Here is a 13,763-nt window from a genome sequence, read left to right on the forward strand (position 1 = left end):
TTTATTTCCAAGCCATGTCTTTTTAGTGCAGTAATTATTATTTTTGTTTTATTTGGTGCGTGTGACTGATTGGAGGTGCGCACAAAAAAGCCACCCGAAGGTGGCTTGATCAAGCCTGTAAAAACAAATCCTTATCTATCCTTAGTATTCATAGTCTCTATATTGTGAAGTGTTTTAAAAGTTATAACTAATATCCAGACTCATACTGGTGCCAACTTCCTGAGTCAGAATGGTGACGTTTTGTCCCGCAGCATTGGTCTGGCTTATCTCACGATCTTCATCTAACAGATTGCGCAGTTTTGCCTTGAAGGTTAGCTGCTCTGTTGGGTAGTAGGAGTAGGTGAAATCCAATGAACTAAAAGGTTGCTCAAAGGCGTCGTCGTGACCAGTTTCCAGTGCGGCGAAATAGACTTTTTCATCGGCAATATTATAGCTCAATGCTGCACCGTGTTTTCCGTCATCCGAGTCATAGCCTAATTGCATGTTGAGTACGTAGGGCGATTGACCACTCATTTGACGAATCGGGTTGGTAAATCCTTGTCCGTCGGGTGATACAATTTCGGAGTCACTTAAAGTTAAATTGCCTGATAAGAAGAAACCATAATCAAGATTAACTAAGCCTTCTAATTCCAAACCGTAAATCTCGCCCGATTCAGCATTATAAAATCCCATGACTATGTCGGAATCCGAACCGGGATTCAGCTTTTGTTCGATTGGGCCTGTAATATCTTTATAGAAAAAAGTTGCAGTCAGGTTGTTACCGCCATCGAAGTACCATTCACCACGTAAATCAAAATGATCCAATGTTGAAAATACCAGGTTGGGGTTGCCTTGAACGCGCAAATTTAGTTCTGGATCGATATAGGTCACATCGGATAATTCACGCAAATCAGGGCGAACTACTGTTTGCGCATAACTCAAGCGCAGCTGAAATGTTTCAGTCCACATGAAACCATCATTGATAAAAGTCAGCGCTGCAGAGGGATGCCAGTCGTCGTTACGCGAAGCAAACTTCTGATTGTCTTGCGCGAGATCTTCAATCAATTTCTGAATGGTGATGCCGGTGTAATCCAATAGATCGACGGGCAGCAGGGTGGTGCGATAATCTTCATAGCGAGCACCTGCAGTCAGGCGCCATACATCACTGAACTTCGCATCGACCATGCCGTAAAACGCATCGGTCATTTGCCCAGCAATATAACTTTCGGTACCAAAACCGCGACTCATAGTGACTTCAAAGTCGTTGTTCAGGTTGCTGATTTTGCTATCGGTAAAGACGTCACCGGGTGTGCCCAGCAGATAATCACCACCGCCGACATCAATTAACGCGGTGTAGCCGAAATATTCACGGGCTTTATCGTTGTAGCTGTAACCACCGCTTAAGGTTACTTCAGCACTCTCAAATGCCAGTGGTAATTTTGCGTTCCAACCATAACTGCGAACATCATCCTGCAAATTCAAATACGCAAATTGCGCAGAGGAGCTGGAGGTGATACGCGTGGCCAACACTTCACCCGTGGCTGGGTCAACGGTGTTGTCGCCACCAATGTTGGATGCGCCGGGAATATTGGTTTTTACACTGGAGTCTGAATAGAACCAGTCGATATCAAGATTGCCCAGCATACTGCCAGATAGCTGATCAAAACTGTGCTTTCCTAATACTTGCGATATTTCTAATTCGCGATCTTGGAAGCGTGTTTCGTAAGTGACTTTTTGATTGCCGTCGGCCAAATTGTTGTTGCTGTTTTGTGCGAAAGTAATTGCAGCTTCATCGGTCTCATTACCGATTTTCATATAGCTAGCTTCCAGTTCATGCATGTCCTGGAATTTAATGCCCACGCCAATCGAGGCTAACTCTTTGGTGTCTTCTGTGCTGCGCTTTACCGAAGCGTAAGTGACATCCGGTGAGCCGACACCTCTGCGTTCCTGATTTTTATTGCGCCATTCAGTCTTTTGCGACCAGTTAACAATGCTGCCTAAGGTCCAGTCATCACTGATATCCCAAGAGTTACCTAAAGCTACTGCGCCATTTTGATCGAGCGAGGATTTATCTTCTCTGATATCTATATCGCGATTAATAGAGAGTGCGAGGTCGCGGTTAATCTGGATAGATTGCTGTGCTTGTTCTGGAGTAACACTGTTATTAACTTCGGTGCTCAGAATGCGGCGTATGCCGTTGATATCGATGTTGCCTTGATAAGTATCCAGTGCGCTATCGATGTTTTTTGGTAAGCCGGACGTTTTTCCGCCGCCAGAGTAGGTGAGGTCGCCATTACCATTATTGGTATTGGTGCCTGTGCCCAGTGTTAAATTAAAAACAAATTCTTCGGGAACACTTTTCGTTCGAATATCGACATTACCGCCACCGAAGTGTGCAGGTAAATCCGGTGAATAAGCTTTTTGAACTTTCAGGCTTTCAACGATAGAGGCGGGGATGATATCCAGTGGTAATACGTTGCGGGTCAGCTCCGGTGAAGGAACCTGTGCCCCATTGAGTTGAACGCTGGAGTAGCGCTCACCCAGCCCGCGAACATAAACATATTTTCCTTGGTTCAAGGTCACGCCAGTTACACGAGTCAGTGCAACAGCAACGTTAGAATCGCCAGTGCGGGAGATTTGATCGGCGCCCATAAGGTCAGCCGAAAATGCATCTTCCATGCGCTCTTGTGTGAGCGTTTGCGCGCCGCTTTGTTGGCGACCGGTTACCATCATTTCTTCTAACACTGGTGCTTCGATAACGGGCATTTCCAGTTTGGGTTGTTCAATTCTTTCTTGCGCCAATGTGCCGGTGGAGATAAAGGACAAAGAAGCGGCAGACATAGCGAGAAACAGCTTGTGTCGATTAATGGATTGTTTTTGCATAATGTGAACCTTCTGAATAGGTTGGTCTGACTGGTCTCGGCTTAAAAAGAGAGGCGCCCTTGGGCGCCTCTTTTCGTTGCCAGCAACAAGGCGTATGTGAGCCCTGAATTAGTTGGCAGTCATGCCTACGGTCCAGCCTGAAACCCAGTCATTGGCTTCGCTAACAGCGCCGATGAAGTTAACGGCTTCGAAGAAGTCGTTGTTACCAGCAACCGGTGCAGTAGTGGTCGAAGGCTTTTCAGAAAGTTTGGTTACGTCAGTCACGGTTACGTTGATTGCGGCAGAGTTGCCATCAGTCATGGTAGCTGCGGTGATGTAAGCACGTGGATTGGTCATCAAGTCTTTGATGATAGTAGCTGGTAAGCCACCGGTTACAGCTGAGTCAATTACGACATTGTTATTGCCCGCAGCAGTGAACCAGGTTTTTGCATTAAAGCCAGCATTGCTTGGATCAACCTTGCCGGTTTTAATTGCTTCGGTACAAGCAACCAGAGTGCTCTTAACCACAGAGATACCAGCTTCTATTGCATCAACAGTTTCTGGGCCTTCAGTGTCATCTTGCTCAAAACATTCGTTAGATGACATGCCGGTAGCACTGGAGGTGATGATTGAGTTGTAGATCTCGAACTGAGTACCTTCACGCAACAACGGGCCTTCTGAATCACCTTTAGGTGAAGGAACGGTGCCTTGGTTGGTATCCACGCCGTTGGTAATACAGGTATGGTTGGATATACGTGGGTGAGTCATTGGCAGCAGGCCATCAGCACGACCTTCACCCGTGTTATCGCCTTCGATACAACGGTTGGCACCAGAAGTGTGAATCGCCAAGGCAAATTGGATGTTGCCTACGTAGCCATCGGCGAAGTCAAATGAGTCATCTGCTGCGTTAACAGCAACAACGTGCTTTAGGTTAACGGCACCACCAAACATCTCAAAACCGTCATCGCGAGTAGAGTAAGTTTGAACATGGTCAACAATAGTGCCAGAGCCAACGGCATAGAAGGTGATTCCGTTCAGTTCATTACCATCGACAACTTCGTAACCAGCGTGTTTGATAACGACATATTTCAATGAGCCGGAAGACTCGGCATTGTTGTTACCGCCATAAGTACCTGGGCGGCCTTCTGAGGTGATGTGACAGTTATTAGGATTGGTGCATTTGTTAGTCAGGCCTTGCCCCAAAATTTGTACGCCGCCCCACAGGCCGCGATCAGCTTCTGTTGCTGCGTTTTGTACCAGATCTTTAGCGGCACTGAAAATGATAGGTGCTTGTTTTGTTCCATCTGCAAAAATTTGTGAACCGCGTGCGATGCGAACATAATCAACAGGGTTGCTGAATGCCAGTTTAGCTCCTGCTTTAATAAACAAAATCGGACCCGCGCCTGCAGCAGGAACGGCTTTGCCTGCAGCTACTGCGTTGGCATCTACGTCTTCACCGACAAACAGGCTGTCTTCAAACACGTGTACACCGCCATTTGGCAGTGCGTTAATGGTTAAGTCTGTAGTTAAAGGGCGAGTATCGCTTACAAAAGCGACTCCGTAATTACAGTTGTTGCCATTCAAAACGCCTTGAAATTTTTGACCTGCTAATTCGTAATTTGCACAGGGGTTTGCGGCAACTGAAGAACTACTGGCACCATTATTGGTGGTGTTATTGTTGTTCGAGTCGGTTACGGTATTGCTTGGGTTGAGGTTGATGTCGCCACCGCCACAAGCTGCCAAGGTTGCAGCTAATACATTCAATGCAAAAAGATTTTTCAGTTTCATGAGTACACTCTCTTCTCAGTTTCACAGGAGGGGTAAGGAAATCGTGAACGCGTTCTTGCTTTGCGTTAGTGGCGCTATCTTGGGTGACAAATGTGAAACTTAGACGACAGATTAATGAAAGATTTATTTCGATAATGTGGCAGTTTTGTGTCAAAACCTTGTGGGCTGGTACTTTAAAATCGATGTGATAAAGAGGCGGTTAACGCAGATTGCGTCTGGTTATTTGTTGCAATTTGTAACTGCGGGGCATTGATTAGTTGAAAGTGGGTTGTTCAGGCAGGGGCGATTCGCTAAAGTGCCCGCTCTTGCGCGCATCGTTATAGGGGGCGCTTTAATCGCATATTGACTGCGTACAGGGATCATATGAAATCCATTCTTAAGCCTTTAGTGGCTCTGCTATCGCTCGGTTTTGCTGCGCCCTATGTCAGCTTGGCGCAAACCGAACAGAACTCCGACCCGTGGCAAGGGTTTAATCGTGCAATGTTCACCTTTAATGATGTTGTTGATCGCTGGACACTAAAGCCCTTGGCGAAAACCTACAAGTTTGTCATGCCCGACCCTTTGGAGGCCGGTGTAAGCAATATCTTCAACAATGTCTTGGAGGTTCCCAACGCTCTAAATGGTGTATTGCAAGGAGACTTTAAAGGCGCCGCTCACGATACCGGCCGTTTGTTAGTAAATAGCACCATCGGGATTGGCGGTTTGCTGGATGTTGCTCAATATATGAATTTGCCCGCTGATGACCCGGAAGACTTTGGTCAGACACTGGCGGTATGGGGGGTGGGGCAGGGTCCTTATCTGGTGCTGCCATTGTTAGGTCCCAGCACGCTGCGTGATGGTTTTGGTAAACCAGTCGATTTTTACACCAATCCCACTGCTTATATCGAGCACGTGCCGACTGAAAATACTGTACGCGCTTTGTCCTTGCTAGATACTCGCGCAGGTTTGCTGGAGTTGGAGAAAAATATTACCGGCGATCGCTATGTGTTTGTGCGCGATGTGTATTTGCAGCGGCGTGAGTACTTGATTAACAACGGAGAAGTGGCCGATGAGTTCGGTATGGACGATTTTAGTGAAGAGGATTTTGACGAGGAGTTTTAACCAGACGGCTACTGCAAAGTAGCCGTTGTTGTATGGGGTCGTCGCATTGGGTTGGCTTAGGGCAGGATTTGCAGAATCTCCAATCCAATCACATAATCGCCCGCCTCATTGGTCGATACCCGAGCGACTTTGGTTTTTGCTTTTAAGGTTGGGTTATGGCCATGGTCGGAGGAAACTTCGACCTCGGCTTCAGTGCCCACAGCAAGGCTCTTTTTGGTCTCGACTTGCAGGCCACCACCACTCAAATCCAGACATAACCCCTCAATAATGTCTTCAGCGGCAGCCAGTTTGGCACTTAAAGGTGCGCCAATTTTCATCCGGATAAAATCGCGCTTTTCGCTGTAAGGCTTATCGTTAGTCCCCATAGCTTGTTCCTCGTTATTGATTGTGGTGTTGGTTATCGATGCTTGAGTAGTTTTTTCGTTTGAGAGCGATAAATGACTACTGCTTGTGGATATGGTCTGACCCAAACACAACTGAGTGTAGCACAGCCCTTTGAATAGCCAGTGGTCAGTAGCGGATTTCTGCGTGCTAATTGCGGGACAAGTGCCAGGCGAAAAAAAACCGTGCAGGGCACGGTTTTTAATATATCGGCGAGTTTGGTCGCTGCGCAATTAACGCTCAAGGTACTGCAGCTTACCTGGCACACCGTCCCATTCTTCTGCGTCTGCAGGCGAATCTTTAATTTCGGTGATATTTGGCCAGACCTGTGCCAATTCGGCATTTAGCTCCAGGAACACGGCTTGATCTTCTGGCAGTTCATCTTCCGAGAAAATAGCGCCTACCGGGCATTCTGGTTCGCACAGGGCGCAGTCAATACACTCATCCGGGTGAATCACCAAAAAATTGGGGCCTTCGTAAAAGCAATCAACCGGGCAGACTTCCACACAGTCTGTGTGCTTACATTTGATGCAATTTTCCCCAACTACAAAAGTCATAGGAGACTCCCACAATTAACTAAATTCGACAGTCAGCGCACATCACTAGGGCAGCGCCAAAACAAGAGCGCGCATTCTAAACAGCCTACACCCATTTTGGTAGGCTTTAACCGGTTAAAGTCCTTAGAAAAACACCTGTTTGTCCTGTGATAAGTCATTGTTGAGAATGGTTCTTTTTAAATATCACTTACCTTTTGAATAAATCTCTTTTAGGCGATACATCTGCTCTAAGGCTTCCCGCGGTGTCAGGTTGTCAGGATTGATTTTTTTGATGGCATCCAACACTGGATTAGGCAGTGCATCAAACAAACCGGATTGTGCGGGCAAGTCTATTGCGGGCGCTGGTGCAGTAGCAATTACGGGATCTAAAACGGGAGCCGGGTTAGCCGCTAACGCCGGTGCCGATTTAATCGAATGCGGATGTTCGCCATTTTCCAGCAGGTGTAACTGTTGCTGCGCTTCTGCCAACACCTGCGCCGGAATGCCCGCCAGTTTAGCTACCTGCAGACCATAACTTTTGCTCGCTGGCCCTTCCTGAACTTTATGCAAAAACACAATATTGTCTTTGTGCTCAGTTGCATTCAAATGCACATTGGCGATACCCGGCACCGTTTCCGGCAGCGTAGTAATTTCAAAATAATGGGTGGCAAACAAAGTATAGGCGCGCACTTTTTCAGCGAGATGTTTTGCGCAGGCCCAAGCGAGAGAGAGACCATCAAAGGTACTGGTGCCGCGCCCGATTTCATCCATCAATACCAAGCTGCGCTCGGTAGCGTTGTGCAAAATGTTGGCGGTTTCGGTCATCTCCACCATAAACGTAGAGCGGCCACCGGCTAAATCATCTGCAGAGCCTATCCGGGTAAAAATGCGATCCACAATACCAATCGTCGCTTTCTGTGCAGGCACAAAACTGCCGATATGGGCGAGCAGTGTAATTAACGCCGCTTGCCGCATATAGGTCGATTTACCGCCCATGTTCGGGCCGGTGATGATGAGCATATGGCGCTGCGGATTAAATTCCAGATCATTGGGCACAAAGGGGGCGCTAGTCACCTGCTCAACCACCGGATGGCGCCCGCCAATAATATTAATACCGGCGCGCAAGGATAATTCCGGCTTGCAAAAACCCAGTGCATCGGCGCGTTCAGCGAGGGTGGCGAGCACATCCAGTTCGGCAACGGCGGCGGCAGAGTCTTGTAGCGGAATTAATTGCACATTCAAAATATCAATTAATTCTTCATAGAGCGCTTTTTCGCGTGCGAGCGCACGGCTCTGGGCGGAGAGCGCTTTATCTTCAAACTCTTTTAGTTCCGGCGTGATGTAACGCTCGGCGTTTTTTAAGGTTTGGCGACGAATATAATCCGCCGGTGCCTTTTCCGATTGCGCTGAGGTCAGCTCAATAAAATAACCGTGCACCCGGTTGTAGCCGACTTTGAGTGTGGGGATTCCTGTGCGCTCGCGCTCGCGAGTTTCCAAATCAATTAAGTATTGGCCAGCGTTAGTGCTGATGTTGCGCAGGTCGTCTAACTCGGCATCGTAACCTTCGGCAATCACGCCGCCATCGCGAATCACTACGGGTGGATTTTCAATAATCGCGCGCGATAACAAATCCACCAATTCAGGAAAGGTAGAAATTTGTTGCGCAAGATTTTTTAACTGCGGCGATTGTTTTTGCGCGAGTTCATTTTGCAATTCTGGGTAGGTACCAATCGACATCAGCAGGCGCGACAAATCCCGCGGGCGCGCCGAACGCAATGCTAAACGGCCGAGAATGCGCTCCATATCGCCGACACGTTTCAAAATGCCATTAAAAATTTCAAACGCATAATTGTGTTGCAGCTCGGCGATGGCATCTTGCCGGCCGATGAGTAAATCCAAATCCCGCAGTGGGCGATTTAACCATCGGCGTAATAAACGGCTGCCCATACTGGTCGCGGCGCGATTTAATACGGAAAATAAGGTGTGCTCATCGCCACCGGTTAAGTTGATATCCAATTCCAAATTGCGGCGCGTGGCTGCATCCATAATCACCGCTTCATCACGATTTTCATGGGCAAGGCTGCGCACATGGGGCAGGGCGGTGCGCTGGGTTTCGCGCGCGTAACTCAATAAACACCCGGCGGCGCAGAGCGCGGTTTTTAAATGGTCGCAACCAAAACCGGCTAAGTCTTTGGTATTAAATTGCTGGATCAATAACCGCTCGGCTGTTTCTAAATCAAATTCCCAGGGGCCGCGACGGCGCAGGCCTTTGCGGTTTTCAACAAGCGCGGGCGTGGTGATGTGATCGCTGATTAATAACTCTGCCGGACTTAAACGCTGCAGCTCACCGAGCGCAGATTCCAAACCTTCCACTTCCAGCACCAAAAAGCGACCACTGGCCATATCCAGCGAAGCAATACCAAATGTCTCACCCGCTTGATGCACTGCCACCAATAAATTATCGCGGCGCGAATCCAGCAGCGCTTCATCGCTCACCGTTCCCGGTGTAACTATGCGCATCACCTTGCGTTCAACTGGCCCCTTGCTGGTCGCCGGGTCGCCCACTTGCTCGCACACGGCAACGGAAATGCCTTCTTTGACCAGCTTTGCCAGATAGCCATCCGCCGAGTGAAAAGGAATTCCTGCCATAGGAATGGGTTCGCCATTGGACTTACCACGCGCGGTCAGGGTGATATCCAGAATCTCCGAGGCGCGCTTGGCATCATCAAAAAACAGCTCGTAAAAATCCCCCATGCGATAAAACACAATCTCGTCTTTATGCTGGGCTTTAATGCGCAGGTACTGCTGCATCATAGGTGTGTGCTGGTCGGTCGGCTCTATGGTATTCATTGGGGAAAATCTTTTAAGTGATTGATTTTTAATTGAATTTGTGACGCGACAGGTTTATGCCTGTCGCGGTTTCTATTAGGTGGTGGGCATTATCCCACAGTCTGAGGGGGGAGGGGGCGCGCTTCAAATCGGCTGATCGGAATTGCTAATGCGCGGGCACGATTTTTATATCATCAATAGTGGCGTCATACATTTTGCCATTACTGGATACAAATGAAGCACGCAGTTGGTAAAACTGGCCTGCGGGTAGCTCGGCGCTGGGGATTAGATCTTCAAGCGTAAAGGTCATGGTGGATTTTCCTGATTCGGTTTTTAAGGCGCTTGCATCTATCAAGACTCTGTCTTTCACGGGGATCCATTTGGATTGAAAATGGCGCAGCCAAAAGCGAATTCCCCCTTCATCTGACGCAATGACTTTATTACCTGATCCGGCGTGGTATTTGACGGTCAAAGTAATTTTATCGTTTTGAGTCCATACCTTATCGCGCAATTTTCTCTCGTTCGTAAATTTTATAAAGGGCGCTATGGTTGGCGCCACGTGCAATTTTATGGCGTCTTTCACAGTAGGTTTTTTTGCCGAAGCTACTTTGATAGTTGCAGTGCCGGGTTGTAGTGCGGTGATTGTTCCTGCTGTATCTACCCGCACGACTTTTTTATTGCTACTGCTCCAGATGAGTTCCGAGTTGTCGGCATGTGCTGGAAATAAAGCTGCAGTGAGTGTAAGGCTTTCACCCACCAATAATTTTGTCGGTGATGGTTCGAGTTTTAGTGATTTTGCGGGCACGGCAAACCAAGGCTCAATGGTGATGTTGCTCTGCGCATTTACTCCATTGGTGGGACTGGTGGCTGTTATGGTCGCGCTTTGGCCAATGTTACCCAGCGCGGTGATTTGGCCTTGCTGATCTACAGCGATAATATTTTCATCGCTGGATGACCATTGCAGCCGGGTGTCACCATTAGCTGGAGTTAAGTGACTGGAGAGATTTAATTTTGTACCTTGGCGCAGATTTGTTTGTGCCGGTTCAAGCTGCAGACTTTCTACATCTGCTTTGTCGGTATCAAATAATTGATTGGCAGGTTTGTTGGTGAAATGTTGTGTTTCACCATTGCGCCATCTAATACTAATGCGCTCAATTGTTTGCGCACTCCCTAAACCAAAATGCACAATGTTTAACAGGCTTTGGGAAAAAACGCCTCCCGCTGAACCTACCCGTTTGCGATAAACACCTTGCGCGGTGGTGATTTTAACCTCAGCGCCTATGGCATCCACATGAGCTTTAGGTGAATAACCCACTCGTATTAATGCGTAATTTCCGGTTTCATTTTTTTTGTTGCGATAAAGATACCATTCACCACCTTCACTGCCATTTAATAGGTCTAGGCCGCCATCCAAATCAAAATCAAAGGCTTGGCCCATATCACCATTGCCGGGGCCGCCAACATCATTGGCGCCGTGTTGTGTCAGCGTGTAGAAATGACCTTTGCCATCGTTTAATAGTATGTAATCAGAAATGCGCGCACCAATATTCCCCCAGCGATAAAGGAATAAATCCTGATGACTGTCGTTATCAAAATCACCCGTGGTGACACCCAATGTATTGCCGCCGGGTTGAATCTGCCATTCGCGTGATACGTCAGTGAATTTTCCACCGTCATTGCGCAATAGAATGTCATTCATATTGCGATTCTCTGGAATAAATTCGGTAGTGGTGCTAGTAACGCCAGAGAGACTAAATTTAAAATTCCAAAAAATATCCCCATTGCGAACTAATGCGGCTTTCCAGTGGCCTTTGCCCAAGTAACCAAAATAAACACCGTTTTCCGCAATATTATCCGGCCAGCCTTGCGCTTCGCTTGGGTCTATTTCCAGCTCCTGCCCAGCAGAAATCACTTTCGATGTTTTTTTACTGCCCAGAAAAAAAGGATAATCTTTTCCTCTGAATTCACCTTGTGCGAGAAAATAATAATTGTGCAATTTGATTTTTCCGGTGGCGGTGAATTCGAATTTATCCACACCTTTAAAACCACGTGGTTTGATCGAAAACTCCTGTGTGATGGGGTCGTGATCAACTGCGGGTGCTTCGCCTTTGCCGTGTTCAACTTCTTTGCTGCGTGCGAGGTAAAGATCCTGATCGCCATCATTGTCGATATCCAAATCGGCGACTGCCATTATGTTGTGTAAGGCAATGACATCGGTGGGGAATTGCGCGGTAATATCGGTGAAAGTGAAATCGCCATTGCCCAGCCAGACAGAAAGTGGGCCAAATAAAATTACATCATCAATGTTGTCGTGGTTTAAATCAGTTATCAAAGAGCGCGATGGTTCCTGATCTTGCAAACCTGCGATTGTGCGTTGCGTAAAGGTTCCATCACCTTTATTTTCGTAAAAAAAATGTTGCGGCTTTTCATAGGTAAGGCTGGATTCGTTAATGAGCATTAAATCCAGATCGCCATCCAAATCCATATCTGACCATTGCGCGGCACGGCCGCGGCCTCCTTTGTTGATACCCACATCACCTGTGGTGAGTATCATCGTGCCATTGTCATTGGTATAGAAATTGGCTTTGGAAGGATCTGTGCCATTGCCGCCACCTTGGGTGACAACCAAATCCAGATCGCCATCATTATCGTAATCGCCAGCAGCAGTGCCGTGCAGATCATGCATAAACCAGCGCGCCAGATTTTGACTGTGTTTGGTTACGGTACCATCGCCATTATTCCAATAAAGTTTGCTGCTCTCTTCATTGTGATTATTCACGATAAAATCGTAATCACCGTCGTTATCTATGTCGGCGATTGTGGGACCCCCGTATTTAATTGAGCTGACTTTATCTATACCTGCGCTAACGGAGATGTCTTCGAATTGAGGTACATGCTGATCGGGGAGGCCTATAAATTCAAGACGATGAATGTTGAGTATTGCATTGTTGGCTCTAAGGCTGAGCTTAAGTTTTCCCAGCGCAGGAAACTTGATGAGCGCAGTTAATTGCTGCTGACCAGAGTGCGGAATATCGATGTTGTCGAGCAGTAATTCATCGTTGGCGTAAAGGCTAAAGTTGGCATAGTTTTTTGGGTTGTCGACGACTAACACCATTTTTTTTATCAAACTGCCTTGAGCCTGATATTGAATTATTTTCGGTGCTGCAGGGTCGAGATCAATATCGCTGACAAGGGGGGCGGCCTGACTGTTGATTGCGCTTAGGAGCAAAACTGTGCAGAGAAACGATAGGTATTGAAGGCAGGAATAGGTTACTTTTTTTATCATCATCTAACTCACCATAAAATTATAACGGTAGGTATGGCCGCATCAAGCAGCACATTATTGTGCTACTTGGTGCGGCCGAGCCTAAACTTTAACCTAGTGTTTTGATTGGCGATAGTTAAATGTTAACAAAATGGGGTGCAGGAGGGCGCGAGTTACAAATCCCCCAACTGTTGAGCAATTTTATTTGCAGTGGTCACTATTCGTGTGTGCAGTTCTTCTTGTGCTATGGCGGTGCTCCAGTGTGACTTGAGCGGCGAAATAGCCAAGGCCGCAATCACTTTACCCTCTGGTCTACCAATGAGCGCGGCAAAATCGGTGGCGCCTTCGATAAAAGGGCTTTGTGCCGCGAGGTAGCCATCTTGTTTTATCGCTTCCAATTCGTTGAGCAGGGCAGTGCGTTTATTTTTACTGAGTTTGGCGTAGTCGGCGTCGCGCTCCAAAATCATATCGCGTACGGCTGGGTTGCTATTGGCAAGCAACACCTTGCCCGCTGTGGTTGTCATGGTGGGGAATAGGGAGCCTTCGCTCATATTGAGCGAGATAGGGCTGTGGCCGCGCGCGTGCACAATAATCATGGTCTGGCTTTGGTAGAGCATCGCCAAATAGCAGGATTGGCCAATGTTGACCGCCAGATCTTCCATATAGGGCAGGGCGCATTGGCGCATTTGATCGATAGGCGAAATACTGCGCGATAGGTTGTATAGCTTGAGCGACAGCCGATAGCGACCCGATAGCTCATCTCTCACCAAATAACCCCGCGCCTCCAAGCCAACCAGTACCCGATAAATATCATTGGGGTTGCGCCCCAAACCTTGGGCGATCTCAGTTTGAGATTTGGGCAGCTCCTGAGTCACTAGGTATTCCAATATATCCAGCCCTTTATCCAGCGCGGGAACCGCGTATTTATTGGTGGCAGTAGTCAAAGTCGTTCGGTCCTATTGTCTGGTTTTTAGCTCGATTTTTCAGGGTGAAGCAAGCCATGCATTCTTGCCCATCAACTG

General features: G+C 47.7%; 8 protein-coding genes. 1 reads left to right on the plus strand and 7 read right to left on the minus strand.

The features are described 5' to 3' along the window. Positions 1-174: 174 nt before the first annotated feature. Positions 175-2,862, minus strand: a complete 2,688-nt coding sequence (locus AC2CG4_RS01655) for a TonB-dependent receptor domain-containing protein (protein ID WP_484484599.1) — start codon at positions 2,860-2,862, stop codon at positions 175-177. A gap of 108 nt (positions 2,863-2,970) precedes the next feature. Beyond that, the gene (locus tag AC2CG4_RS01660; protein WP_484484600.1) at positions 2,971-4,629 is read right to left on the minus strand and encodes a hypothetical protein; all 1,659 of its coding nucleotides are present in this window, start codon (positions 4,627-4,629) and stop codon (positions 2,971-2,973) included. A 363-nt stretch (positions 4,630-4,992) separates the two neighbouring features. On the opposite strand from AC2CG4_RS01660, the gene AC2CG4_RS01665 reads away from it, so the two are divergent. Beyond that, positions 4,993-5,730: an MlaA family lipoprotein gene (locus AC2CG4_RS01665; RefSeq protein ID WP_484484601.1), complete on the plus strand. Its 738-nt coding sequence runs from the start codon at positions 4,993-4,995 to the stop codon at positions 5,728-5,730. A gap of 56 nt (positions 5,731-5,786) precedes the next feature. Here the strand turns inward: AC2CG4_RS01665 and AC2CG4_RS01670 are convergent, their stop codons facing one another. The 5 genes from AC2CG4_RS01670 to AC2CG4_RS01690 form a co-directional block, all read right to left on the minus strand. After that, positions 5,787-6,095, minus strand: a complete 309-nt coding sequence (locus tag AC2CG4_RS01670) for a PilZ domain-containing protein (RefSeq protein WP_062065124.1) — start codon at positions 6,093-6,095, stop codon at positions 5,787-5,789. A 249-nt stretch (positions 6,096-6,344) separates the two neighbouring features. After that, positions 6,345-6,668 (minus strand): ferredoxin FdxA, encoded by a 324-nt coding sequence (fdxA, locus tag AC2CG4_RS01675; RefSeq protein ID WP_040391760.1) that lies wholly within the window; start codon positions 6,666-6,668, stop codon positions 6,345-6,347. A 183-nt stretch (positions 6,669-6,851) separates the two neighbouring features. Beyond that, positions 6,852-9,497 (minus strand): DNA mismatch repair protein MutS, encoded by a 2,646-nt coding sequence (mutS, locus tag AC2CG4_RS01680; protein ID WP_484484602.1) that lies wholly within the window; start codon positions 9,495-9,497, stop codon positions 6,852-6,854. Positions 9,498-9,642: 145 nt separating this feature from the next. Continuing rightward, the gene (locus tag AC2CG4_RS01685; RefSeq protein ID WP_484484603.1) at positions 9,643-12,765 is read right to left on the minus strand and encodes an FG-GAP-like repeat-containing protein; all 3,123 of its coding nucleotides are present in this window, start codon (positions 12,763-12,765) and stop codon (positions 9,643-9,645) included. 149 nt (positions 12,766-12,914) lie between these two features. Beyond that, positions 12,915-13,685 (minus strand): IclR family transcriptional regulator, encoded by a 771-nt coding sequence (locus tag AC2CG4_RS01690; protein WP_484484604.1) that lies wholly within the window; start codon positions 13,683-13,685, stop codon positions 12,915-12,917. Positions 13,686-13,763 lie beyond the last annotated feature (78 nt).

Source organism: Cellvibrio sp. ATLC23, assembly GCF_057196725.1.